Origin of the sequence: Erwinia magellanica (assembly GCF_039023495.1) — a bacterium.
Lineage (GTDB): Bacteria > Pseudomonadota > Gammaproteobacteria > Enterobacterales > Enterobacteriaceae > Erwinia.
This window is the reverse complement of the sequence record NZ_JBCHVC010000002.1, coordinates 480695-506646: the sequence shown is the minus strand read 5'-3', so window position 1 is coordinate 506646 and position 25952 is coordinate 480695. Positions and strand designations below refer to the sequence as shown.

Sequence of the window (25952 nt, the reverse complement as noted above, 5' to 3'; positions counted from 1 at the left end):
TATTGATCCTTTAATTAATTAACGTTCAGCGCGTCATTTACCAGGTCTTGCTGCTGCTGCTGGTGAACGGACATATAGCCAACTGCCGGCGAAGCGGAGGCGGGACGGCCGGCGTAACGTAATGAAGCTCCGAAAGGCACCACTTCACGGAAATGGTGCTGACTGCAGTACCATGCGCCCTGGTTAAGCGGCTCTTCCTGGCACCAGACAAAATCATGCACATGCGAATATTGCTGTAATTTATCCTGTACCGCCTTGTGCGGGAACGGATACAGCTGTTCGATACGCACAATCGCGACATCGGTTTGCTCGTTTTTGCGGCGTTTTTCCAGCAGGTCGTAATAGACTTTGCCGGAGCACAGCACAACACGCTTCACGCCTTTCGGGTCGAGATCGTCGATCTCACCAATGGCAGGCTGGAAGCCACCGTTCGCCAGCTCTTCCAGCGAAGAGATTGCCAGCGGATGACGCAGCAGCGATTTCGGTGACATCACCACCAGCGGACGGCGCATACCGCGCAGTGCCTGACGGCGAAGCATGTGGTAAACCTGAGCTGGAGTGGAAGGCACGCAAACCTGCATGTTCTGCTCGGCACAAAGTTGCAGATAGCGTTCCAGACGCGCGGATGAGTGCTCCGGCCCCTGTCCTTCATAGCCGTGAGGCAGCAGCATCACCAGGCCACACATACGGCCCCATTTCTGCTCGCCAGAGCTGATGAACTGGTCGATAACCACCTGAGCACCGTTGGCGAAGTCACCAAACTGCGCTTCCCAGATAGTCAGCGTGCGCGGCTCGGCGGTGGCATAACCATATTCAAAGGCCAGTACCGCTTCTTCAGAGAGCACGGAGTCCCAGACCTTAAAGGTGCCCTGTCCATTATGGACATGCATCAGTGGGGTATAGGTAGAGCCGTTAGCCTGGTTATGGATCACCGCGTGACGATGGAAGAAGGTACCACGGCCCATATCTTCACCGGAGAGACGGCAGGGAATGCCCTCATCAACCAGCGTGGCGTAAGCCAGATTCTCTGCTGCGCCCCAGTCGAAAGGTTTGTTGCCCGCCGCCATTTCGGCACGATCGTTGTAGATTTTCGCTACGCGGGACTGCATTTCGATCTCTTCTGGCACCGTACTGATACGCTTAGCCAGCTCCTGCAACCGCTTCAGGTCCAGGGTGGAAGGATAGCTTTCATCCCAGTCGTGATTCAGGTAAGGCGACCAGGTGAAGGAGTGCAGGCTCATCGGACGCCATTCTGGCACCACGCATTCGCCCGCATCCAGCGCATCACGGTACAGATTGACCATTTCCGTGGCATCTTCCAGGCTGGTAATCTGTTCGCTTTCCAGACGATCGGCATAGAGCTTACGCGGCGTCGGGTGTTTTTTGATTTTCTGGTACATCACTGGCTGAGTCGCACTTGGCTCATCCGCTTCGTTATGGCCATGACGGCGATAACAGACCAGGTCAATAAAGACGTCGCGTTTAAAGGTGTTACGGAAATCCAACGCCAGGCGGGTGACAAAAGCTACCGCTTCCGGGTCGTCAGCATTTACGTGGAAAATAGGTGCCAGCACCATTTTACCGATGTCGGTACAGTACTGCGTGGAGCGGGCATCTTTAGGATTGGAGGTGGTGAAACCAATCTGGTTGTTGATCACGATGCGAACGGTGCCGCCCACTTCGTAACCCCGAGCCTGCGACATGTTCAGCGTTTCCTGAACCACGCCCTGGCCAGTAACTGCGGCATCACCGTGAATAGTGATAGGCAGAACTTTGTTGCTGCTCGGCTCATCCAGACGATCCAGACGCGCACGCACAGAACCCATAACAACCGGGCTGACAATCTCAAGGTGAGACGGGTTAAACGCCAGCGCCAGGTGCACCATGCCGCCTTCGGTTTCCACGTCAGAAGAGAAGCCCATATGGTACTTCACGTCGCCCGTGCCGAGGTGCTCTTTATGCTTACCGGCGAATTCGTCGAAGAGATCCTGCGGCTTTTTGCCCAGCACGTTAATTAAAACGTTCAGGCGGCCACGGTGAGCCATGCCCAGTACCACTTCACGCGTTCCGCTTTTGCCCGCATGACGGATCATTTCGTTCAGCATCGGCACCAGCGCATCGCCGCCTTCCAGCGAGAAGCGCTTGGCACCAGGGAATTTCGCGCCCAGGTAGCGTTCCAGCCCTTCGGCGGCGGTCAGCTGCTTCAGGAAGCCTTTTTTCTCTTCGGTAGAGAAAGAAGCCTGCCCGGCCACCGATTCAATACGCTGCTGGATCCAGCGTTTCTCTTCGGTGTTGGTGATGTGCATATACTCAGCACCGATCGATCCGCAGTAGGTCTGCTTCAGCAGGGCGTAAAGATCCGCCAGCTTCATGGTGTCTTTGCCGAAAGCAAAGGAGCCAACGTTGAAGGTTTCCTGGAAATCCGCTTCGGTCAGATCGTGGTAAGCAGGATCGAGATCCGGCACCGATTCCTGCTGCCACAGGCCTAACGGATCGAGGTTAGCCAGCTGATGTCCGCGGAAACGGAAGGCGTTGATCAGCTGAAGCACCTTAACCTGTTTGGCATTGGTATCGGGATCGCTTACGGATGAGGTGTAGCGAGTGGCATCTTTCGCCAGACGGCGGAAGTACTCGCGGGTGCTCGAGTGAAATTGTTCAGGTCTAACCCCAGCACCTGGAAGCTGCTGAAACAGCGATTTCCAGGCAACGTCAACAGAGTCAGGATCGGTTAGATAGTCCTCATAGAGCTGCTCTATGTAGGTCTGGTTCGCGCCGGCCAGCCAGGAGGAGTCTAGCCAGGGTTTCATCGCGCTGTTCTGCATTGTGATCCCTTAAGCATTGTGTGCTTTATTTCGCCGTGATTATTTAATGGAACATCTCTGCTCCGCGCCGCGTAAGCGGCTTCCCTCGGCTGGGTTCCGCAAAAGATGCGGGACGCAGCCTGAAAGTTCATCGATACGAGCGCTGTGCGCGACTGCTGGCGCCCGGGCCCGTAAGGGAACCTTGCCAAGCCAACTTCAAGATAAGCTTGGCAGGGTTTCCTGGTAAAACAACCGGGAACCTGGCGGTTCCCGGAAGAGAAGCCGTCAGGCGCCTCTTTGCAGCAGCATCGACTTAATGTGGCCGATAGCACGCGTGGGGTTTAGCCCTTTAGGGCATACGCTCACACAGTTCATAATGCTGTGACACCGGAATACGCTGAAAGCGTCGTCCAGATTATCCAGACGCGCATTCGTTTCGGTATCACGACTGTCAATCAGGAAACGGTAAGCCGCCAGCAAACCAGCCGGTCCGATAAACTTGTCCGGATTCCACCAGAAAGAAGGACAGGAAGTTGAGCAACATGCACAGAGAATACACTCATACAGGCCGTCCAGTTTTTCACGCTGTTCGGGTGCCTGTAAATGTTCGCGGGCAGGCGGATTTTCCCCATTATTCAACAGGTAAGGCTTAATCTTCTCATACTGAGTGTAGAATTGCCCCATGTCTACTACCAAATCGCGGATCACCGGCAGACCAGGTAACGGACGAATCACGATTTTTTTACTGCCGCCGCCCAGTGCGGAAACAGGCGTGATACAGGCCAGCCCATTTTTGCCGTTCATGTTAATGCCGTCGGAGCCACAAACACCTTCACGGCAGGAGCGACGGAACCCCAGCGTAGGGTCTTTCTCTTTCAGGCGAATAAGGGCATCCAGCACCATCATGTCGCGGCCCTCTTCCGACTCCAGGCTGTATTCCTGCATGCGAGGGGCGTCATCCACATCCGGGTTATAACGATAAATAGAAAATTCGAGTCTCATCGCTTATCTCCGCAAACTAGTAAGTACGTGCTTTCGGCGGGAATGCCGCGCGCAGTTTCGGCTGCATGTTCACCTCACGGCGGGTCATGCTTTCGCTCTGCGGCAGGTAGACGCTGTGGCACAGCCAGTTTGCATCATCACGTTCCGGGTAATCGAAGCGGCTGTGTGCACCACGGCTCTCGGTACGGAAGTTCGCGGCAACGGCAGTGGCGTAAGCCGTTTCCATCAGGTTATCCAGCTCCAGACACTCAATACGCTGGGTATTGAAGTCGCTTGAACGGTCATCCAGACGGGCGCTTTTCAGGCGCTCGCGCAGCACTTTCAGCTCTTCCAGCCCTTTCGCCATCGCATCGCCTTCACGGAACACCGAGAAGTTGTTTTGCATGCAGGTTTGCAGCGCTTTACGCAGCTCAGCTGGATCTTCACCGGTGGTGTTATTGTTCCAGCGGTTCATACGCGCCAGAGAAGCTTCGATCTCTTCTTCTGTGGCGTCTGCCAGCTCGCCCTGCTCTTTAATTGACTCTTGCAGATGCAGACCAGCCGCACGGCCAAACACCACCAGATCCAGCAACGAGTTACCACCAAGACGGTTAGAGCCGTGTACGGATACGCAGGCAATTTCGCCGACGGCAAACAGACCCGGTACCACCGTATCTTCGCCCTGCTCGTTAACCGTCAGCGCCTGACCGGTTACTCTGGTAGGGATACCGCCCATCATGTAGTGACAGGTAGGGATAACCGGGATCGGTTCTTTCACCGGATCGACGTGAGCAAAGGTTCGTGAAAGCTCCAGGATACCCGGCAGACGCGCTTCCAGTACTTCATGGCCCAGGTGGTCCAGTTTCAGTTTGATATGGGGACCCCACGGCCCTTCGCAGCCGCGACCTTCACGGATCTCAATCATCATCGAACGCGCTACCACGTCACGACCGGCCAGGTCTTTGGCGTTAGGCGCATAACGCTCCATAAAACGTTCGCCATGCTTATTCAGCAGATAGCCACCCTCGCCACGACACCCTTCTGTGACCAGTACGCCCGCACCGGCGATACCGGTTGGGTGGAACTGCCACATTTCCATATCCTGCACCGGCACGCCAGCGCGCAGCGCCATGCCTACGCCGTCACCGGTATTAATGTGGGCATTGGTGGTGGACTGATAGATACGTCCTGCGCCACCGGTCGCCAGCACCGTTGCGCGGGCTTTGAAATAGACCACTTCGCCATCTTCAATATTCAGCGCGGTACAGCCCACAATGGCGCCGTCAGCATTTTTCACCAGATCCAGCGCATACCATTCGGAGAAGATAGTGGTTTTGTTTTTCAGGTTCTGCTGATAGAGGGTGTGCAGCAGGGCGTGGCCGGTACGGTCAGCCGCAGCCGCAGTACGGGCAGCCTGCTCACCGCCGAAGTTTTTTGACTGGCCGCCAAACGGGCGCTGATAGATGCGACCATCTTCCAGACGGGAGAAAGGCAGGCCCATGTGCTCCAGCTCCAGAATCGCTTCCGGCCCGGTTTTACACATATATTCAATGGCGTCCTGGTCACCGATGTAATCGGAGCCTTTCACCGTGTCGTACATATGCCATTCCCAGTTGTCTTCATGGGTATTACCCAGCGCCACAGTGATACCACCCTGCGCAGAAACTGTATGGGAACGGGTAGGGAAAACTTTTGATAACAGAGCACAGCTCTGGCCCGATTGGGAAATTTGTAGCGCGGCACGCATGCCTGCACCACCAGCGCCGATTACAACGGCGTCAAACTCTCTGACTGGCAAATTCATTACGCACCCCACACTACGACAGTTCCATAAATTGCATAGACTAACACCACTACGATCACCAGCAGTTGCATCACCAGGCGCATCGCAACTGATTTCACATAGTCTGTCAGTACCTGCCACATCCCAACCCAGCCATGCACCAGAATGCAGAGCAGCGTCAGAAGGGTGAACACTTTCGTCACGGAGGAGGCAAAGAAGCCGTGCCAGATTTCATAAGTCAGCGTGTCTGACATCACAACAAAACCAAGGATATAGAGCACATACAGCGTCATGATAATCGCCGATGCGCGCAGCAGCAGCCAGTCATGGACGCCGTTGCGACCCAGTGCAGAAGCGTTGCTTACCATACGAGGACTCCCGCCAGAATTGAAAGCACGACAGTGATACCAAAACAGATTTGCGCAGAGCGCGTTCCGATCTGCAACGTTTCACCCAAATAACCGAAATCCATTAACATATGGCGTACGCCACCGACGATGTGATACGCCAGTGCGGTTAAAATGCCCCACATAATGAATTTGACAATAAAACTGTCCATAACGGCAGCGGCTTGCAGGAAGCCTTCGGGTGAAGAGAGTGACAGGCCCAGTAACCAGAGCAATATGCCAACGGCCACAAAAGTGATCACGCCAGATATGCGATAGAGAATAGACGCTATTGCAGTAACGGGAAACCGGATCGTTGAGAGATCCAAGTTGACAGGTCTTTGTTTTTTCAAGGTTTTGCCCACACAGCCTTTCTTATTTTGCTTCCTCCGGGCCTGAAGGTGAAAGCCGATCACGGGTGTGGTCAGACTATGCACAGGCACCAAAACAGCAACATCCAGTGTTAATTGAAGCGGTAAAACGCTGGGTGGCTCCTGGTGTCAGGGTATTCCGGAGACCTGGCGGAAGTATAGGGGGTTCACAAACTCATTACAATTCCCCTACAAACTTCTTGGGCATATTTAGGTGGAACAGTGATCGCACTCACATTTTTCACATTTTATACAAATTTAATTATCTGATTTGACAAAACTTCAACATTCCTGTTACAAACGGACGCTTAAAAGTTCTATGATGCGTAAAAGTTATGGGGCTACACTTTCCCCTAAGCACAAGTTATGTAACATTGAAGATAGTGTCACATAAAGTATCAGGTAACGGTTACCAACAAGTTACGACCAGACCGGATCTTTAACAACCGCGAAACGCAGTAGTGTTGTGCCCATCCGGCCTGCGCATACGCCCCGTCACTCTGTACCCTGCACGCTAAAAAGATGCCACAGAGTCGATATTTTGCCGTTGTGACGCAGGCGCGGACACAATGCGCTTTTCAGGTGTCAAAGATCCATAGACAAGGCGCAAAGGAGACAGTAAATGGCTGATAAAAAAGCAACGCTAACCCTACCAGGCGAAGCTCCTATTGAACTTGATGTGCTGCAAGGCACGTTGGGCCAGGATGAAATAGACGTCCGCACCCTTGGAGCCAAGGGGTATTTCACCTTTGACCCAGGCTTCACTTCTACTGCGTCCTGCGAGTCCAAAATCACCTATATTGATGGTGATGAAGGCATTTTGCTGCACCGTGGTTACCCTATCGATCAACTTGCCGTGCACTCCAACTATCTGGAAGTGTGCTACATCCTGCTGAACGGCGAAGCACCAACCAAAGAGCAGTTTGAAGAATTTAAAACCATCGTCACCCGTCACACCATGATCCACGAGCAGATCCATCATCTGTTCCGCGGTTTCCGTCGTGACTCGCATCCAATGGCTGTGATGTGCGGTGTGACCGGTGCGCTGGCAGCATTTTACCATGACGCTATGGATGTGAACATTGAGCGCCACCGTGAAATTGCCGCATTCCGTCTGCTGTCAAAAATGCCGACAGTAGCCGCAATGTGCTACAAATATTCCATTGGTCAGCCGTTTGTTTACCCACGCAATGACCTCTCCTATGCCGGTAATTTCCTGCATATGATGTTCTCGACTCCGTGTGAAGAGTATGTGGTGAACCCGATTCTGGAACGTGCGATGGATCGTATTCTGATCCTGCATGCAGACCATGAGCAGAATGCTTCCACCTCTACCGTGCGTACCGCAGGTTCTTCTGGCGCTAACCCGTTTGCCTGTATCGCTGCGGGGATCGCTTCCCTGTGGGGGCCAGCGCACGGCGGTGCCAATGAAGCCACCCTGCGTATGCTGGAAGAGATCAGCACCGTTGAACACATTCCTGAATTTGTGAAACGTGCCAAGGATAAGAATGACTCGTTCCGCCTGATGGGCTTTGGTCACCGTGTTTATAAAAACCATGACCCGCGCGCCACCGTAATGCGTGAAACCTGTCATGAAGTGCTGAACGAATTAGGCATGAAGGACGATCTGCTGGAAGTAGCGATGCAGTTGGAAGATATTGCTCTGAACGATCCCTACTTTATTGAACGTAAACTTTACCCTAACGTCGACTTCTACTCTGGCATTATTCTGAAAGCGATGGGCATCCCCTCTTCCATGTTTACGGTGATCTTCGCGATGGCGCGTACTGTAGGCTGGATTGCACACTGGAAAGAGATGCACGACGACGGCATTAAAATTGCCCGTCCTCGCCAGCTTTATACCGGCTACGACAAGCGTGATTTCACTTCCAAAACTCAGTGATAATTGCTGCACTTAATAGAAAAGCGCCGCTTCTGCGGCGCTTTTTTTATGGGCTGAACCAGAACCAGACCGAGGGATCAATCTGCATCTTTGCAACTGAAGCCGCCGACAAGCAGCAAAAGCGGAGGGATAAGCAACCAGCATAAGGCCCTCAACTGTTAAAAATCATCACATAAAGCGGGATGCCAGCAAGACTCTCAAAGCTGGCAGCCAGGGCACCAGTAAAAGGGGCGGGATGAGAGCGTCGTTTTCTCAATTATGCCGCCGCAGCGTTCGCACTTCTCCCCTGCCCGATGGAAAACCCGGAAGCGGAACAGTGCGCCATGATGCTTATTCTCCTTACTCACGCCCCGCGTATGATAGGAAAGCCGTGGCAGTGCTAACAACGCCTCTGCCAGCAGGTCAAGCTGCTCGCTGGTAAGATCCTGCGCCCGATGCTGTGGTGCCAGCCCGGCCTGCCAGAGGATCTCCACCCGAAGATAGTTACCCAAACCCGCCAGAAAAGCCTGATCCAGCAGCAGCGCGCTGAACTGCCGACGGCGGAAACGAGCCGAGAGCAACCGCTCCTTTACCACTTCACTGGTCAGCGTCATATCCAGCACGTCCGGCCCAACCCGCAGCAGAAACGGGTGAGCCGCCAGCGTATCCCGATCCAGCAGCTCGATCTCTGATGCGCTGTAAAGCAGGATTGTTTTATCCTCTGCCGCCAGGCGAACGCGCAGAATACGGCTGGTAGCGGGTTCAGACCCGCTTTTCACTACCCGCCAGACGCCGTACAGCTGGTTATGGCTGTAGAGCGTCAGGCCGTTAGAGAAGTGGGTCAGCATCGCTTTGCCGCGCGTTTCAATCGCCTCTACCCGCTCACCTACCAGCGCCGGTTCGTACGTTTTCATCTGCGGATAGGCAAACCAGACGTCGGTCAGGGTTTTCCCTCTGATCGCTTTTTCCAGTTTGTCCGCCGCGCGGCGAATCTCAGGTCCTTCTGGCATAATTACCTACTGATTAGTGTGTGGCTCCGCCTTCTGCACGGATATCCTGTTCGACGGTCAGCGCAATACTCAGCGCCATCTCCAGCGCCAGGATCACCGTCTGGGCCGGCATACTGGCGGCACCAGGATGTTTTACCGCCTGCTCTGGCAGATAGGGAATATGAATAAATCCGCCGCGCACCGCTTTTTTATGCTGCGCCAGATAGTGCAACAACCCATACATCACATGGTTACAGACATAAGTACCCGCGGTTTGCGAAACCGACGCGGGAATGCCCGCTTCCCGGATCCCCTCCACAATGGCTTTGATCGGCAGCGTGGAGAAGTAGGCCGCCGGGCCGCCCTCTACAATAGCTTCATCAATTGGCTGATTGCCTGCGTTGTCCGGGATGCGGGCGTCGTCAACGTTGATGCCAACGCGTTCAATAGTCACGTCGGTTCGCCCTCCCGCCTGCCCTACGGCGATCACCATTTCTGGCTCTACCTCTTCTATCGCCGCGTAAAGCGCTTCAAGCGAAGCCCCGAAAGCGCACGGCAGCTGTCTGGCAACGATTTTCGCGCCGCACAGCATGCGCTCATGCAGATGGCTGACGGCCTCCCAGGAGGGGTTGATCTGATCGCCACCAAAAGGTTCGAACGCGGTAATCAATACGGTTTTCATCGCGGCCTCACAGGAACATCAGGAAATAGAGAAGGAAAATATTGGCTATTAACAATAGCACGCCCGTTGGCACCTGAGCCTTGATCACTGCGTTGCGGTCGGGCAACTCCAGCAGGGCCGCAGGCACGATATTGAAGTTGGCCGCCATAGGCGTCATCAGCGTACCGCAGTAGCCAGAGAACATGCCGATAGCCGCCATCACCGCCGGATTGCCGTGATGTTGCAGCACCAGAATCGGAATACCGATCCCGGCGGTGACGATCGGGAAGGCGGCAAAAGCGTTGCCCATCACCATCGTTAACAGCGCCATCCCGATGGCATAAGTGGCAACGGCGATAAAGCGATTATCAACCGCAAGATAGGTTTCGGTCAGATGGGAAATTGCCGTTCCCACGCCTGCGCTGGTAAACAGCAGGCCCAGGGTTGCCAGGATTTGCGGCAGAATAAAGGCCCAGCCGATGGAGTCCAGCAGACGACGCGTCTCCTGAAGGGATTGCGCCGGGCCTTCACGGGTCAGCTTCAACGCTATCAACCAGGCGATGACACAGCCTGTCATCATCGAGAAGAGCGTGACCAGCGTGGAGTGATTGCCTGCACCAAATACGCTTTCCTGTAATCCCGGAATATTGTTAAACGCCAGCACGCCAATCACTGTGACCACAGGAATGGCTAAGGCGGGCAGGAAAAGCTTGTTATGCAGGCGTTTCGCGCTCGCTTCCCGCTGCTCGCTGGTACGTTGATGATAGGAGCCAAGTTTCACCCCGCCCAGCCCGGCGATTAGCGCCATCACCACCACCATAACGCCAACGACGATATGCAGCGAGCGTGTGCCGAGCAGCGTTACGGCCCAGTCTCCAATAAAAAATACCAGGCCATAAAGTGCCCAGAACAGACCAGTAGTGAGACGCCGCGGATTCGCCTTGTCCCGCCATGACATCACCGCAACCACCAGCAGGATAACCCCGGCCAGCCAGAACAGATATTGTTGCTGGAACATTAGCGGCCTCCCTTCGCTTTCAACGCATCATTATTCAGCGCAGCCAGTTCGGCAGCGATGGTTTTATCCAGACGCCTCAGGCGCACGGCGTGGATTAAAAAGGCGGAAAGCGCGGTCGGGATCCCCCAGAGGGCAATATGCAGCGGTTCGGTCTGGATGCCGGCTGACTCCTGCATAAAGTTATGCATAAAGATGATCGCGCCAAAGGCGACGAAGATATCCTCGCCAAAAAAGAGGCCGACGTTATCGGTCGCGGCAGACATAGCCCGCAGCCGATGACGCACCTCAATGGGCAATTCGCCATAACGGTTTTCCGTAGCGCCCTCTGCCATGGGCGCCAGAAGCGGACGCACCATCTGCGGGTGGCCGCCCAGGCTGGTTAAACCCATGGCGGCAGTGATTTCCCGCACAAAGAGATAGACAATCAGCAGGCGTCCCGCCGTGGCGGTTTTGATCTGGGCAATCCATGCCTGTGCGCGCTCTTTCAGGCCGTGACGCTCCAGCAGACCGATAACCGCCAGCGGCAGCAGCAGGATCAGCGGAAGGTTACGGGTATTGAGGAAACCGGATCCCAGTTTTTCCAGGATATCGCCCAGCGGCATATGGGCAGCCAGTCCGGTAATCAGGCCAGAGACGATCACTACCAGCACCGGGTTAAACCGGAGTAAAAAACCGATCACAATGGCGACAATGCCTGCCAGCGGCCATAAATTTACTGCACTTTCCATTCATCCTCCCGGGTATAAAGTCCTCCGGCATTGCCGGAGGCGGTCGTCGCGTTTTTACGCGTTATTGTTGCCTTAACGGCTGGTAACCTGAATCTGATGCTGTTCAAAGGCCTTACGCAGCTGAGCGGCAAATGCCAGAGCATGCGCACCGTCACCATGTACGCAGACGGTTTCAGCCTTCACTTTTACCCATTTCCCACAGAGGCTCTTAACCTGCCCCTGCTGGATCATGCTCAAGGTCTGTTCTATCGCCTGCTCATCGCTTTCTACCAGCGCGCCGGGCTGCGATCTCGGCACCAGCGAACCATCGGCCTGATAGCCACGGTCGGCAAAGACCTCTTCACGGGTTTTCAATCCCTGTGCCTGAGCGGCAAGAATGGATTCACTGTTTGCCAGCCCCACCAGCACCAGCTGTGGATCTACCGCTTTTACCGCGCGGGCAATAGCGTCAGCAAGCTCCGGCTCACGGGCGGACTGGTTATACAACATGCCGTGCGGCTTCACGTGAACCAGCTTGCCCCCTTCGCTATGGGTAATCGCCTGTAGGGCGCCAATCTGATAAACCAGCTGGGCGTAAACGGTTTCCGGGGGCAGTTGCATCTCCGTCCGGCCAAAGTTCTCCCTGTCCGGAAAACTGGGATGCGCGCCAATCGCCACGCCAAATTCCAGCGCCCACAGGACGCTTTGCCGCATGGTTTGCGCATCGCCAGCATGAAAGCCGCAGGCGATATTGGCGGAAGAAACCAGCTGCAACAGCGCGCGATCGTTTTCACACCCTTCGCCCAGATCGGCATTCAAATCAATTTTCATGCTCTACTCCCCACGCCATTTGTTCTAAGGCAAGCTGCTGCTCGCGTTTGGCTTTCAGCGCTTCGTCTAACGTGCAGTAGACAAAATGAATCGGCTCACCGAGGCGAATTTGTGCAAGATGGTAGAGATCGGCTTCAATTACGCAGCCAATGCGCGGGTAGCCGCCGGTTGTTTGCGCATCCGCCATCAGCACAATAGGCTGTCCGTTTGGCGGCACCTGGATCACGCCGGGGATCAGCCCGTGCGACAGCATTTCACGTTTGACAGTTCGGGTAAGCGGCCTGCCCTGTAAACGATAGCCCATGCGGTTACTTTGCGGATTGAGTTTCCAGCTGGTACGCCAGAAGGCCTCGCGGCTTTCAAAACTGAACTCGTGGAATTCCGGCCCCATCATCACGCGAATCCGGTTGCCAAAGAGCAGCTGACGAACGCCAACCGGCTTGGTGAAGGTTTTCAGCGGGGTCCCCTGTGGAAGCTGGTCGCCATCCTGAAGAAGGCGACCTTCGAGGCCGCCGAAGCCCGCTTTTGCATCGGTGCTACAGGAACCCAGCATCGGTTCAAGATCAAATCCGCCGTCCAGCGCCAGATAGCTGCGCATTCCGCGCTGAGGCATTTTTAATGTCAGGCGCTGTCCCTTTTTCACCGCCGTTCGCCAGCCGGTCCAGACGGGCTGGTTATCTATCTCTGCACTGCATCCTGCCCCGGTCAGTGCTATCCAGCCGTCGCGGGTGAACTCTGCGCAAAACTGACCCAGGGTAATTTCCAGCACTGCGCTGGTTTTGGCATTGCCCACCAGCAGATTGGCAGTTTCCATTGCGGGATGATCCAGCACGCCGCTGAGACCCACGCCATACTGACGCCAGCCGGTACGCCCGGCATCCTGTAGCGTTGTCGCCATACCGGCACGAATGATTTTCAGCATATCCCCTCCTTTTGCGGAACAAAGCGGACACTGTCGCCAGGCCTGAAGAAGGTGGGAGGCTGAAGAAGAGGATTGAACAGTGTGATGTCCGTCTGGCCAATAAGCTGCCAGCCGCCGGGTGCGCTAAAGGGATAGACCCCGGTCTGACTGCCACCGATGCCAACCGAACCCGCAGGTACGGCAACGCGAGGCTCAGCCCGCCGCGGCGTATGCAGGCGGTCATCAAGCCCAGCCATATAGGGGAAGCCAGGCTGGAAACCGATAAAATAGACTACGTAGTGCGCAGAGGCGTGTGCCTCGACCACTTGTCGGGGAGAAAGGCCGCTCAGCCGGGCAACCTCTTCTAAATCGGGTCCTGCCGCACCGCCATAAATCACCGGGATCTCTACTTCACGTGAGGTCATTTCCAGCGCCTCACTGCTCTCCCACCATGACTGCAACCACTCAATGGCATCAAGGGCTGTTTTCTGCGGATCGCTCAGCAGCACGGTGATGTTGTTCATTCCCGGCACCACTTCAATCACTTCCGGGCGTGCAGTCAGTCGTGCTGAAAGCCCCCAAATTCGTTGCTGAGCGCTGAGCGTAACTGGGGGTTCCAGCTCAAGCACTACTGCACGTTCGCCTAACAGGTAACAACGAGCTCGTTGCAAAACGCTCCTCCTGACCTGAAATCAAGGCCATATAAATGCTCTGTAAGGCAAACAGTTATGCTGAAATGTCAGGGAGGTGTCAACTCTGTTGCAGGCGGTTTGGCCACCGCCTGCATAAAATCAGGCAGGATTAGGGATATCAATAAAGGTTACGTCCAGATCGTAGCGCTCTGCGAGCCACTCGCCGAGTGCCTGAATACCGCAGCGTTCGGTGGCGTGGTGGCCAGCGGCAAAGAAGTGCAGCCCTTGCTCACGGGCACTGTGAATGGTCTGTTCAGAAACTTCACCAGAGATAAACGCATCCACGCCGAACGCGGCGGCAGCGTCGATATAACCCTGACCGCCGCCAGAACACCAGGCAATGCGGCGAATAACCTTCGGCGCATTATCGCCACAGTGCAGCGGTTCGCGCCCCAGCACCTGAGTGATACGCTGTGCCAGCTGTTCACCAGAGAGCGGATCCGTTAACTCTCCCCATGGAAGCAGCTGTTCAATCTGCCCACGCACCTCTATACCCAGCAGCCTGGCCAGCTGGGCGTTGTTGCCCAGTTGCGGATGCGCATCCAGCGGCAGATGCCAGCCAAACATATTGATATCGTTAGCTAACAGCGTTTTAAGGCGGTTGCGCTTCATGCCCTTAATGACGGCAGGTTCATTTTTCCAGAAATAGCCGTGATGAACCACTACCGCATCGGCTTTCAGGCGAACCGCTTCATCCAGCAAAGCCTGCGAAGCGGTGACGCCAGTGATGATCTTCTTCACCTCAGCGCGTCCCTCCACCTGAAGCCCGTTGGGGCCATAGTCGCTGAAAGCGGCGCTATTCAACTGCTGGTTCACAATCTCTTCAAGTTCTGTATTACGCATAACAATTCCTGACCTGTTCGTGATGCCACAAGCCTGGCCGCTATCATCGCGCCAGGCGTGCGGTAAATGTTACAGGCAACAATAGCAAAATTATTTGCGTGCCGCTTCAAACGCCGCAAGCGTACGTTGCCGTGCTTCTTTGTGATCCACAATCGGTGTCGGATAATCCAGCGATCGCTGATTATTTTCCGCCCAGATGTGGGGTTGATGAATATGCTTTACCGGCACCTCTTTCAGCTCAGGCAGCCATTTACGGATAAATTCCCCCTCTTTATCGAAACGTTCGCCCTGAGTGGTAGGGTTAAAGATGCGAAAATAGGGCGCGGAATCATTCCCCGTAGAGGCAGCCCATTGCCAGCCACCATTATTGGCGGCCAGATCGCCATCTATCAGTTGCGACATGAAATAGCGCTCCCCTTTCCGCCAGTCAATCAGCAGATCCTTGATCAGGAAGCTGGCCGTGATCATGCGCAGCCGGTTATGCATCCAGCCGGTGCTGTTTAGCTGGCGCATTGCCGCATCGACAATGGGATAACCTGTTTTGCCCTGCTGCCAGGCCTGAAGCAGCTTTTCATCCTGCTGCCACTGCACTTTTTTAGTCCAGCTGATAAAGGGCTGATTTTTACAAAGCTTCGGCCAGGCGACCAGCAGATGGCGGTAGAAATCCCGCCAGATAAGTTCGTTCAGCCAGGTGAAGATATTGCTCTCTTCTAACCCCTGCGGATGCCCGGCCAGCAGGCGGTGCAGGCACTGACGGGGCGATAATACGCCGGTCGCCAGATAGACAGAAAGACGGCTGGTCCCGTCAAGGGATGGGATATCCCGGCGCTCCTGATAGTGCATAACCGGCTGCTGACAAAACTGCCTGAGCTGCTGAAGCCCCGCTTTTTCCCCGGCGGCAAACAACGAACCGTCGAACTCCTCACAGGGATAGCTGAAAGGTGTGATAGCAGGAATGTCGGTTAAGGGGCCACTCTCTCTGACTTTGGGGGCGGGAACACACTCAGGCAATCCCTCCAGCAGGCGTTTCACGAACGCCCGGCTGAATGGCGTGAAGACTTTGTACATCTCACGGTTGCCGGTTAACAGGCTGCCTGGCGGGAGCAGCAGGCTGTCATCAAAGCCCTGAGTAATGATATCGAGATCGCCCAGCGCTTTTTCCACTGCCGCATCCCGCTCACGCTCGTTGACTTCATACTGATAGTTGTAGAACAGCCGATCAACGTGATGCTGCTGACAAAAGTCCTTCAGCACCCCGACAGAAGCCGCAAAATCGTGGCACTCAGCGGTATGCAGCGCGATGCCTTTATCAGCCAGCGTCTGCCGGAGTTCCAGCAGGCTCTGGTAGATAAAGGCTGCCTGCTTCGGGGCCATGGTATGCGCTTCCCACTGCCCTGGAGTGGCGATAAACAGCGCCAGCACCCTGGCATCGGCGTTGCGGCAGGCAGCATGCAGAGCGTAATTATCGTGGCTGCGCAGATCGTTGCGCAGCCAGACTAAATGGGTTGCCATGAATATTCCTGAGTAAACTAATGTCCGTAACGCAGGCGCAGCGCTTCGGGATAGGGTTCAAAATAACGCTGCTGCGCCAGATAGGGGTCGGGGAACTCGGCCATGTAGTGTTTCAACAGGGTAAGAGGCGCCAGCAGCGGTTGCAGGCCCTGACGGTAATGCTCAATCAGCGAGGCCAGCTCCTGCCGCTGTTTGGAGGTCAGCTGCGGGCGGAAGTAGCCCTGTACATGCATCAGCACATTGGTGTGGTTGCCACGAGTAGCCTGATTTTTAAGCAGATCCATCAGGCGCTGGCGGTATTCAAAGGCATACTCCTCCAGGGAGGCCCAGTCGGCCATGGCCGCAACAAAGCGCCCAATTTCACGATATTCCGGCTGGGAGTGTGCCAGCAGCGAGAGTTTGTAACGGCTGTGAAAGGCCATCAGCTTTCCGCGCGTGAGTCCACTGCGCCAGATTTCGTTAAATTCATGCAGCGTATAGACCCGCTCGACAAAGTTTTCGCGCAAAACGGGATCGTGCAGGCGACCATCTTCTTCCACCGGCAGCCACGGCATCTGCGCCATCAGTTCGCGGGTAAATATGCCCACGCCCTCTTTGCGATTATTGTTGTTGTCCGGCTGGTATACCCGCACGCGCTCCATTCCGCAGCTTGGGGATTTGGCACAGACGATGTAGCCACAAAGATGGTGTAGCGTTGCAATACGCTTTTCCGACCAGCTCTGCATCTCCTCGGTAAGCGGCTCCCCTTTACCGTTACTGAAGCAGAGCGCAGGGGTTCCCTCTTCTCTCTCTGTCAGGCGCAGGGCCGGACGAGGCGTCGGTAAACCGATAGCCATTTCAGGGCAGGCAGGTTCATAACGGATAAACGGGGCGAGATCTTCTGCGGCAAAAGCACAACGTTTATGGCCGCCATCAAAACGGACAGTATCGCCCAGCAAACAGGCGCTGATACCGACGGGGATTTTCTCGCTCATAGTTGTACAACCTCCAACTTCTTGTAGAGGTTTAAGTGTAGCTGAAAGTTCGCCAATAAGCGCGATGTCTCTGAGGAAAGATCGATCTCTGGCAAAAAAAATCCCGCGTTAGCGGGACTTTTTAGTAGAAATCACAACCGGCGGCTTCCGACTGCGCCAGCCAGACAGGCTGACTGCTGGTTTTAAGCCAGATGCGGTGCAGATAGCTGTAAAAGCGCGCACGATCGCGGCGAAACAGCATAAAAGGTAAGGCAAGCAGGCCCACCACAAGAACCCCTGCACGACGCAGGACGATTCGGGTTAACGAGTAATGCTGGTAAAGATGCATACGCCCTCCAGGAAGTGAAATAATCATCAAGTTATCTGAGCAAAATAATAGCGCTTACTGTGTAATTTTACTACTCATCCGACCACCAATCTGGTGAAAAAAAGTGCAACCTGGCCGTTATAGCGTAATTAAGTTACAGAAAGGTTAATTGCAGCCGTAAAGTTAACAATTATTCAACGCATCCTCCCTTCGTTCACCGGATATCGGCCATTCCGGAAACGATAGCGAGAAGGTTTGCAGTCAATACCCTGCATATTTGGTAAATTGAATCCCATGTCTGAATCTACGGGCTGGCAGTGCAACAGGATGAAAAGATAACCGTGACTACTGTGCTGATCGTTGAAGATGAAAAAGAGATCCGCCGCTTTCTGCGTATTGCGCTGGAGGGGGAATCGCTGCGCGTGTTTGACGCTGATACCCTGCAACGGGGTCTGATTGAGGCCGCCACGCGCAAACCCGATCTTGTAATCCTGGATTTGGGTTTACCGGACGGCGATGGAAGCGAGTTTATCCGCGAGGTACGCCAGTGGAGTACCATGCCGGTTATTGTGCTTTCCGCCCGCAGCGACGAGCAGGATAAAATTGCCGCGCTGGATGCAGGCGCAGATGATTTTCTCACTAAACCCTTTGGTATCGGGGAGCTGATGGCCAGAGTCCGTGTGGCGCTCCGAAACCGGGACACCTCCAGTTCTGCCACCTCGAAAGAGATCGCTTTTGGTGATGTCAGGGTAGATATTGCGGGCAGACGCGTCACGCGGGGCGGAACGGATTTACATCTGACGCCCATTGAGTTCCGTTTGCTGGTGAGCCTGCTTAATCATGCTGGTAAAGTCATGACCCAGCGCCAGCTGTTGAATCAGGTGTGGGGGCCAAATGCGGTTGAGCACAGCCACTACCTGCGGATCTATATGGGCCATTTACGGCAAAAGCTGGAAGAAAAACCGGCACAACCCCGCCATTTAATTACCGAAACGGGCGTAGGCTACCGTTTTATGCCTTAAGCTGGCGAGAAACCATAAAAAAAGGCGCTGAATCAGCGCCTTGATAAGACATTACCGCAATTATGCGTTTTTCAGCACTTCACTGACAATTTCTACTGCTTCTTTCTCAATCTGCTCACGGTGTTCAGCACCGAGGAAGCTTTCACAGTAAATTTTGTAGGCATCTTCGGTACCCGAAGGACGGGCAGCGAACCAGCCGTTCTCCGTCATCACTTTTAATCCGCCGATCGATGCGCCATTACCTGGTGCAGCAGTCAGACGTGCAGTGATGGGATCGCCCGCCAGCGTATCAGCGCTAACCATTTCTGGTGAAAGCTTAGAGAGCGCCGCTTTTTGTGCGGAAGTCGCCGAAGCCTGCAAACGGTTGTAGCTTGGTGCGCCAAAGCGCTCCGCCAGCTCGTCATAGTGCTGGTGTGGGTTTTTGCCGGTCACCGCAGTGATTTCCGCTGCCAGCAGGCACATGATGATGCCATCTTTATCGGTAGACCACGGCGTGCCGTCAAAGCGCAGGAAGGATGCACCCGCACTCTCCTCGCCGCCGAAACCGAAGCTGCCATCAAACAAGCCGTCGACAAACCACTTGAAGCCAACCGGCACTTCAACCAGCTTGCGGCCGATGTCATTTACCACGCGGTCAATCATCGCACTGGATACCAGCGTTTTACCGACGGCAACCTCTTTGCCCCACTGTGGCCGGTTCTGGAACAGGTAGTTGATAGCCACGGCAAGATAATGGTTTGGATTCATCAGACCCGCCGGGGTAACAATACCGTGGCGGTCATAATCTGGATCGTTAGCGAAAGCGAGATCGAATTTATCACGCAAGGCCAGCAGACCAGCCATCGCGCTTTCTGATGAGCAATCCATACGGATCACGCCATCTTTATCGAGATGCATAAAGCGGAACGTCTGATCCACCGAATCATTAACGATGGTCAAATCCAGGTTATAAAACTCAGCGATACGTTGCCAGTAGGCAATACCGGAGCCGCCCAGCGGATCCACGCCGATTTTCAGGCCTGCTTTCTGAATAGCAGGAATATCAACAATTTGCGCCAGGCCTTCAATGTAAGGCTGGATCAAATCCTTTTCCTGTAGATGGCCACTTTCCCAGGCTTTGTCCAGCGCGATGCGCTTAACACCTTTCAGGCCATCCTGAATCAACGCATTGGCACGGTCTTCCACCACTTTGGTAACGTTGGTATCGGCCGGTCCACCGTTTGGCGGATTGTATTTGATACCGCCATCTTCAGGGGGGTTATGTGAAGGGGTGATGACAATCCCGTCGGCCTGCGCGCCACCCGCTTTGTTGTGCTCAAGAATAGCGTTTGAAATCGCAGGGGTCGGCGTATAGCCATTATCCAACTGTACGATAACATCCACGCCGTTAGCGGCCAGCACTTCCAGTACGGAAATAATGGCTGGCTCAGAGAGCGCGTGGGTATCTTTGCCTACGTAGCAGGGACCGGTGATGCCGTTCTTTTTGCGCTCTTCAGCAATTGCCTGAGCAATGGCCAGAATGTGCGTCTCGTTGAAGCTCTGACGCCCTGCACTGCCGCGATGGCCAGATGTGCCGAATTTCACCGCATGCTCTGCGTTACCCAGATCGGGTTGCAGGACATAATATTGTGACGTTAATTGTGCAACGTTAATCAAATCACTCTGCTGGGCTGGTTGCCCGGCACGGGGGTGATTGGCCATTGGCGATTCTCCCTGACGCTTTTTAATCAGTTAGAGGGTACCGCAAACCTTGTCAGCGAGTTCCGCAGGGAACTGCATTGACTGCATGATATGTTCAATCATGCTCCGTTTGCGATCTGTGTTGGTGTTGGTTATCACCCAATACGGCGTGCCGGGAATATGTTGCGGCTTGGTATGGGTGCCATTCTGTACCAGTGTTTGTTGATTGCCTGCAAAGTAGACGCGCGTCCGGCCAAGTAAAGACTCGGTTGCGGCGGCAAATGCTTTGGGATCCAGGTTATATAAAGTCGACAGAATCAGCATAAACCGGTTAACCGCTTTCTTCTGTTCTGCATATTCATCAGACAGCAGCAGCTCACGCACAGCGCGAACGCGATCCTGTGGGCGAGAATCCGCTTTCACAGACGCGGTCTCTTTCGTCCCGCCCACAGCGGCAGGCGCTACGGGTGCGGCAGGCGCACTCTGACCGGCAGTAAATTTAAGCATACGGCGCAAAATGTCAGAGGCGCTTTCACCAATATGCTGAGTGTGGCTGGCGATATAACGGTAGAGCTCTTCGTCGACTTCAATAGTTTTCATCTTGATCCAGTACAATTATTGCTGATAAGAGCCGGTTTGCACGGTATGAAAAAGGCCCTGCATGACCATCCAGCTCTAACACGAGGATTATAAAGTTAAATCCTGCCGGGGAGTAGCGCCAGCCCCTGATAGCGGTAAAAGTCAGAATATGCCGCAAAAACTCTGGCGGGCGGTATCTGGCCGTCACGGCAGGAAAAAGTAAATCTATGATAACCTAACCCCTGGTTTCAACAGTAAGAACTTTGTTATGAAATTGAATATCCGCCTGCAATCTGAACAATCCGCCTGCTCCGCATCGCCGGTAGTGTTGATCCATGGTCTGTTTGGCAGTCTTGATAATCTTGCGGTATTGGCAAGAGGGCTGAGGGATGAGCATCCGCTGGTACAGCTTGATTTACGTAACCACGGCTTATCGGGGCAAGAGAGTGAGATGACTTACCAGGCCATGGCAGAAGATGTGCTGGAAACGCTGGATGCCGAAGGGATCGATCGCTTTATCGCTGTCGGCCATTCAATGGGCGGCAAGGTGGCGATGCTGCTCACTGCGCTCGCGCCTGAGCGGGTTGAAAAACTGGTGGTGATTGATATGGCGCCTGTTGCCTATCCTGAGCGCCATCATGACGCCATTTTTGCCGCACTCAAGGCCGTCACCGCCGCAAACCTCACCTCCCGTTCAGATGCGGCCGCGCTTATGCGAGAGACAATAGAAGAAGGCGTTATTCAGTTTCTGCTAAAATCTTTCCACCAGGGAGAGTGGCGCTTCAACGTTCCGGTTCTCTGGGAGAACTACGACAGGATTATTGGTTGGCAGCCGCTGCCGCCATGGTCTCATCCGGCGTTGTTTATTCGGGGTGAGCTTTCCCCCTACCTGGCTGACGCGCATCGTGAAGCACTGCTGGCACAATTTCCCGGCGCGCGGGCGCATGTTGTTGCCGGTGCTGGTCACTGGGTTCATGCTGAGAAACCTGATGCCGTTTTACGCGCAATCCGTCGTTTTCTTGCGCGGTGAAAACAAATCTATCCCGTTCAGCCTAAATCATTGTCGTCATGACTTTTACTGGGGTATGATGGCGCGCTTAAAATTTGTCGCAGCACGAATTTCAGCCGTCATCAGGCCTGAACCATCAGAACTCCAGCCTTTCAGTATCACGATTCTATGGCAAAAGAAAACACGGACCGCACCACGATCGATCTGTTCGCAGATGACCGTCGTCCGGGGCGACCAAAAACAAATCCGCTGACGCGTGATGAGCAACTGCGTATCAATAAACGCAATCAGCTCAAGCGGGACAAAGTGCGCGGGTTAAAGCGTGTGGAGCTGAAAATGAACAGCGACGCCGTGGATGCCCTGAACCAGCTTGCCGAGCAGCGAAATATCAGCCGCGGCGAACTGATAGAAGAGATGGTGATGGCGATGTTAGCCAGCCAGAAGCGTTGAAAAAGGGGTAAACCCGGCTCTTCAACCTCTTGCTGGTGAAGCACAAAGCGACAAAAGCTGGCGGATTACTCATTTATCCCCCTTGTGCTGTCTGCTATCATTGCCGTTAATTGCAGTAAAGTCGTTACCCTAAAATTCAGTTTCAAGAGGTTATTAAGCGCATGGCACTCGTAGGCATTTTCTTTGGCAGCGATACGGGCAATACTGAAAATATTGCAAAAATGATCCAAAAGCAGCTCGGTAACGAGGTGGCTGAGGTTCATGATATCGCTAAAAGTAGCAAAGAAGACCTTGAAGCCTTTGATATCCTGCTGCTGGGTATCCCAACCTGGTACTACGGCGAAGCCCAGTGCGACTGGGATGATTTCTTCCCTACCCTGGAAGAGATCGATTTCAATGGCAAACTGGTTGCGCTTTTTGGCTGTGGCGATCAGGAAGATTACGCAGAGTATTTCTGTGACGCGATGGGCACCATTCGCGATATCATTGAACCGAAAGGCGCCGTTATCGTGGGTCACTGGCCAACTGAAGGTTATCATTTTGAAGCGTCCAAAGGACTTGCTGACGACACGCATTTCCTGGGCCTGGCTATTGATGAAGATCGTCAGCCGGAACTGACCCGCGAACGTACTGAAAAATGGGTAAAACAGATTTACGATGAGCTCCAGTTGAAGGAAATTCTGGAAGCTTAAGGAGAACGGCCTGATGTGGGAGGTAACTCACATCAGGCCTGTAATTTTTCCTATAGAAGTAATAGGCACAATTTCATAACTTTCATCTGCAAAACTGTAGAATATCGCCATCGGTCACCCCGCTTACTTCATGTTTGTTAAAAACATGGCAAAGCGAAATGTTAACCCAGCGCCTGCTTTCCGGACGTAAAGACATCATCATTACCTCCCTTTACAGATTCGCAACGCCCGAGGTGTTCATTTCCAAGCGTGAGTACTATAATGAGGCGTTTTGCGTCGACCGATGTTCAGGGCTTTTCAGCCGCACAGTGACAAGCAAAGTAACAGGACAATATCCGCATGACTGACAATAACACCGCATTAAAGAAGGCCGGCCTGAAAGTCACGCTTCCGCGACTGAAAATTCTGGAAGTGCTTCAGGAACCTGAAGGCCATCACGTCAGTGCGGAAGATTTGTATAAGCGCCTGATTGATATGGGCGAAGAGATTGGTCTGGCGACGGTTTACCGCGTTCTGAACCAGTTTGATGACGCGGGGATCGTTACCCGTCACAATTTCGAAGGTGGCAAATCCGTTTTCGAACTGACTCAGCAACATCACCATGACCACCTTATCTGTCTGGACTGCGGCAAAGTGATCGAATTCAGAGATGAATCGATCGAGTCCCGCCAGCGTGATATCGCCACGCGTCATGGTATCAAGCTCAGTAACCACAGTTTGTACCTTTATGGTCACTGTTCTACTGGCGACTGCCGCGAAGACGAAACGCTGCACGACAAATAATCTGCATTCCTGAAAAAACCGGTGATTTTCACCGGTTTTTTTTTGCCTGAACCCGTAAAGCCCGCGTGAAAAAACTGGATCAGTCAGAGCGATTCCGCACGGCTGAAGCCTTTGCCAGCGAAAATTTCCCTCCCTACCCTGACTTTTCCTGCTGCTGGCTGGTGCCAGCTCTCGCTGGCTCTTGCGACTTTTATTACGCCCGTCGCTAATAAAGAGTGTTACCCCCTGATAAAGCGCAAAAAAAAACGCAGCCCTGAGGCTGCGTCGCTTGCAGAAAACCCGGCAGCGCTACTCTCCCGCTTTCGTCCAGGTGTCACGCAGGCCAACCGTGCGGTTAAACACCAGGTTACCGGCAGATGAGTATCGGCTGTCAGCACAGAAGTAACCTTCGCGCTCAAACTGATACGGGCTGCTGGCTTCTGCCTGCTGCAATCCTGGCTCCACAAAGCCCTGACGAATAACCAGCGAGTCAGGGTTGATAGTTGTCAGGAAATCTTCTGCCGCACCCGGATTTGGCACGCTGAACAGACGGTCATACAGGCGAAACTCTGCCGGTAAGGCATGAATGGCAGAGACCCAGTGAATGACCCCTTTCACTTTACGGCCATCGGCCGGATCTTTACTCAACGTCTCTGTATCGCAGGTGCAGAACAGGCAGGTAATATTACCCTCTTCATCCTTCGCCACGCGCTCCGCTTTGATCACGTAGGCGTTACGCAGACGCACTTCTTTACCCAGCACCAGACGCTTGTACTGCTTATTCGCTTCCTCGCGGAAATCAGCACGATCGATATAAATTTCACGGCTGAACGGCACTTCACGCGTCCCCATCTCCGGCTTGTTCGGATGATTAGGCATGGTGATGATCTCTTCATGATTAGCAGGCAGATTTTCAATCACCAGCTTCACCGGATCCATCACCGCCATCGCGCGCGGGGCGTTCTCGTTCAGATCGTCACGAATACAGGACTCCAGCGAGGCCATTTCCACGATGTTATCCTGCTTGGTCACGCCAATACGGCGGCAGAACTCGCGGATAGAACCGGCGGTGTAACCGCGACGGCGCAGACCGGAAACGGTCAGCATACGTGGATCGTCCCAGCCCTCCACAACCTTCTCTGTTACCAGCAGGTTCAGCTTACGCTTGGACATAATGGCGTATTCAAGATTCAGACGAGAAAATTCGTACTGACGCGGATGGGTTGGAATGGTGATGTTATCCAGCACCCAGTCATACAGACGGCGGTTATCCTGGAACTCCAGGGTACAGAGTGAGTGGGTGATCCCTTCCAGCGCATCGGAAATGCAGTGGGTAAAATCATACATCGGATAGATGCACCACTTGTTGCCGGTCTGATGATGCTCGGCAAACTTGATGCGGTAGAGAACCGGATCGCGCATGACGATAAAGCTGGAGGCCATATCAATCTTTGCACGCAGGCAGGCGGTGCCTTCAGCAAAGCCGCCGTTGCGCATTTTTTCAAACAGCGCCAGGTTCTCTTCTACTGAACGGTCGCGGAAAGGACTGTTTTTGCCCGGCGCTGTGAGGGTACCGCGATATTCACGGATCTGCTCAGGGCTAAGCTCGTCAACATAGGCCAGGCCCTTGTTGATCAGCTCAACCGCATAGTGATGCAGCTGATCGAAATAATCAGAGGAGTAACGAACGTTGCCCGACCACTCAAAGCCCAGCCACTGCACGTCATGCTTGATAGACTCTACATATTCCAGGTCTTCTTTCACCGGGTTAGTGTCATCAAAACGCAGGTTGCACTGCCCCTGATAGTCTTGTGCAATACCAAAGTTGAGGCAGATAGATTTGGCGTGGCCAATGTGCAGATAACCATTGGGTTCCGGCGGGAAGCGGGTATGCACGCTGTCATGCTTGCCGGTCGCCAGATCTTCGTCGATGATCTGACGAATAAAGTTAGTTGGGCGGGCTTCTGCCTCACTCATCTTAATTTCCTCAGTAATGCTATCAAATTAGTACGTGAAATAACGGAGTATGATCCACAAAGCCGGGAAGGGAAACAACCGTTTGTTCGGGGAATACGATAAAAAAAGGGCGGGAATTGCTTCCCACCCTGTCATTGTAACG

Annotated in this window: 25 protein-coding genes; 6 read left to right on the top strand and 19 right to left on the bottom strand. The window is 54.0% G+C overall.

Translation table 11 applies throughout. The annotated features are described in order from the left end of the window. Positions 1-14 precede the first annotated feature (14 nt). The 5 genes from sucA to sdhC all read right to left on the bottom strand — a co-directional run bounded on the left by sucA (position 15) and on the right by sdhC (position 6316). Positions 15-2822, bottom strand: coding sequence for a 2-oxoglutarate dehydrogenase E1 component (gene sucA / locus AAH450_RS09675; RefSeq protein ID WP_342910026.1), 2808 nt, complete (start codon positions 2820-2822; stop codon positions 15-17). A 264-nt stretch (positions 2823-3086) separates the two neighbouring features. Then, positions 3087-3803, bottom strand: coding sequence for a succinate dehydrogenase iron-sulfur subunit (locus AAH450_RS09670; protein WP_318790146.1), 717 nt, complete (start codon positions 3801-3803; stop codon positions 3087-3089). 16 nt (positions 3804-3819) lie between these two features. Further along, a complete protein-coding gene (gene sdhA, locus AAH450_RS09665) occupies positions 3820-5586 on the bottom strand; it encodes a succinate dehydrogenase flavoprotein subunit (protein WP_342910025.1) in 1767 nt (588 codons plus the stop codon). After that, positions 5586-5933, bottom strand: coding sequence for a succinate dehydrogenase membrane anchor subunit (gene sdhD / locus AAH450_RS09660; RefSeq protein WP_342910024.1), 348 nt, complete (start codon positions 5931-5933; stop codon positions 5586-5588). Before sdhD ends, sdhA begins: the two co-directional genes overlap by 1 nt. Beyond that, positions 5927-6316, bottom strand: coding sequence for a succinate dehydrogenase cytochrome b556 subunit (gene sdhC / locus AAH450_RS09655; RefSeq protein ID WP_342910023.1), 390 nt, complete (start codon positions 6314-6316; stop codon positions 5927-5929). Before sdhC ends, sdhD begins: the two co-directional genes overlap by 7 nt. Positions 6317-6944: 628 nt before the next feature. On the opposite strand from sdhC, the gene AAH450_RS09650 reads away from it, so the two are divergent. Then, on the top strand, positions 6945-8225 hold the full coding sequence (locus AAH450_RS09650; RefSeq protein ID WP_318790143.1) for a citrate synthase: 1281 nt from the start codon (positions 6945-6947) through the stop codon (positions 8223-8225). A gap of 197 nt (positions 8226-8422) precedes the next feature. Here the strand turns inward: AAH450_RS09650 and nei are convergent, their stop codons facing one another. From nei to AAH450_RS09595, 11 genes are all read right to left on the bottom strand, one after another. Then, positions 8423-9214 carry an endonuclease VIII gene (nei, locus tag AAH450_RS09645; RefSeq protein WP_342910022.1) on the bottom strand — a complete coding sequence of 264 codons (792 nt, stop codon included), beginning with the start codon at positions 9212-9214 and terminating at the stop codon, positions 8423-8425. A 13-nt stretch (positions 9215-9227) separates the two neighbouring features. After that, the gene (pcp, locus tag AAH450_RS09640; RefSeq protein ID WP_342910021.1) at positions 9228-9875 is read right to left on the bottom strand and encodes a pyroglutamyl-peptidase I; all 648 of its coding nucleotides are present in this window, start codon (positions 9873-9875) and stop codon (positions 9228-9230) included. Positions 9876-9882: 7 nt separating this feature from the next. Further along, positions 9883-10872, bottom strand: coding sequence for a DUF979 domain-containing protein (locus AAH450_RS09635; protein WP_342910020.1), 990 nt, complete (start codon positions 10870-10872; stop codon positions 9883-9885). Continuing rightward, a complete protein-coding gene (locus AAH450_RS09630) occupies positions 10872-11600 on the bottom strand; it encodes a DUF969 domain-containing protein (protein WP_342910019.1) in 729 nt (242 codons plus the stop codon). Before AAH450_RS09630 ends, AAH450_RS09635 begins: the two co-directional genes overlap by 1 nt. A 72-nt stretch (positions 11601-11672) precedes the next feature. After that, a complete protein-coding gene (gene pxpA, locus AAH450_RS09625) occupies positions 11673-12410 on the bottom strand; it encodes a 5-oxoprolinase subunit PxpA (protein WP_342910018.1) in 738 nt (245 codons plus the stop codon). Beyond that, positions 12400-13332: a 5-oxoprolinase subunit PxpC gene (gene pxpC / locus AAH450_RS09620; RefSeq protein WP_342910017.1), complete on the bottom strand. Its 933-nt coding sequence runs from the start codon at positions 13330-13332 to the stop codon at positions 12400-12402. Before pxpC ends, pxpA begins: the two co-directional genes overlap by 11 nt. Then, a complete protein-coding gene (pxpB, locus tag AAH450_RS09615) occupies positions 13326-13982 on the bottom strand; it encodes a 5-oxoprolinase subunit PxpB (RefSeq protein WP_342910016.1) in 657 nt (218 codons plus the stop codon). Before pxpB ends, pxpC begins: the two co-directional genes overlap by 7 nt. A 120-nt stretch (positions 13983-14102) precedes the next feature. Further along, positions 14103-14846 (bottom strand): type 2 GTP cyclohydrolase I, encoded by a 744-nt coding sequence (locus tag AAH450_RS09610; RefSeq protein WP_342910015.1) that lies wholly within the window; start codon positions 14844-14846, stop codon positions 14103-14105. A 90-nt stretch (positions 14847-14936) separates the two neighbouring features. After that, a complete protein-coding gene (gene phrB, locus AAH450_RS09605) occupies positions 14937-16358 on the bottom strand; it encodes a deoxyribodipyrimidine photo-lyase (protein WP_342910014.1) in 1422 nt (473 codons plus the stop codon). A 17-nt stretch (positions 16359-16375) separates the two neighbouring features. After that, entirely contained in the window at positions 16376-17332 is a 957-nt protein-coding gene (locus tag AAH450_RS09600; RefSeq protein WP_342910013.1) for a YbgA family protein, read from the bottom strand. A 121-nt stretch (positions 17333-17453) separates the two neighbouring features. Continuing rightward, complete coding sequence (locus AAH450_RS09595; RefSeq protein ID WP_342910012.1) at positions 17454-17660, bottom strand: YbfA family protein; 207 nt, start codon at positions 17658-17660, stop codon at positions 17454-17456. Between the two features lie 320 nt (positions 17661-17980). Here AAH450_RS09595 and kdpE point away from each other — a divergent pair, with 320 nt between their 5' ends. After that, complete coding sequence (gene kdpE / locus AAH450_RS09590) at positions 17981-18661, top strand: two-component system response regulator KdpE (protein ID WP_342910011.1); 681 nt, start codon at positions 17981-17983, stop codon at positions 18659-18661. Positions 18662-18721: 60 nt separating this feature from the next. Here kdpE and pgm read toward each other — a convergent pair whose 3' ends face one another. After that, positions 18722-20362 (bottom strand): phosphoglucomutase (alpha-D-glucose-1,6-bisphosphate-dependent), encoded by a 1641-nt coding sequence (gene pgm / locus AAH450_RS09585; RefSeq protein ID WP_342910010.1) that lies wholly within the window; start codon positions 20360-20362, stop codon positions 18722-18724. A gap of 30 nt (positions 20363-20392) precedes the next feature. After that, positions 20393-20941, bottom strand: a complete 549-nt coding sequence (gene seqA / locus AAH450_RS09580) for a replication initiation negative regulator SeqA (protein WP_342910009.1) — start codon at positions 20939-20941, stop codon at positions 20393-20395. 247 nt (positions 20942-21188) lie between these two features. Between seqA and ybfF the strand changes: the two genes are divergently transcribed. The 4 genes from ybfF (at position 21189) to fur (ending at position 23854) form a co-directional block, all read left to right on the top strand. Beyond that, positions 21189-21950: an esterase gene (ybfF, locus tag AAH450_RS09575; RefSeq protein WP_342910008.1), complete on the top strand. Its 762-nt coding sequence runs from the start codon at positions 21189-21191 to the stop codon at positions 21948-21950. Between the two features lie 147 nt (positions 21951-22097). Next, positions 22098-22379 (top strand): LexA regulated protein, encoded by a 282-nt coding sequence (gene ybfE / locus AAH450_RS09570; protein WP_306206974.1) that lies wholly within the window; start codon positions 22098-22100, stop codon positions 22377-22379. 161 nt (positions 22380-22540) lie between these two features. Further along, positions 22541-23071, top strand: coding sequence for a flavodoxin FldA (gene fldA / locus AAH450_RS09565; protein ID WP_342910007.1), 531 nt, complete (start codon positions 22541-22543; stop codon positions 23069-23071). Positions 23072-23410: 339 nt separating this feature from the next. Beyond that, positions 23411-23854 carry a ferric iron uptake transcriptional regulator gene (gene fur, locus AAH450_RS09560; protein WP_318790126.1) on the top strand — a complete coding sequence of 148 codons (444 nt, stop codon included), beginning with the start codon at positions 23411-23413 and terminating at the stop codon, positions 23852-23854. A gap of 288 nt (positions 23855-24142) precedes the next feature. On the opposite strand, the gene glnS is transcribed toward fur, so the two are convergent. Next, positions 24143-25810: a glutamine--tRNA ligase gene (gene glnS / locus AAH450_RS09555; RefSeq protein WP_342910006.1), complete on the bottom strand. Its 1668-nt coding sequence runs from the start codon at positions 25808-25810 to the stop codon at positions 24143-24145. Between the last annotated feature and the right edge of the window lie 142 nt (positions 25811-25952).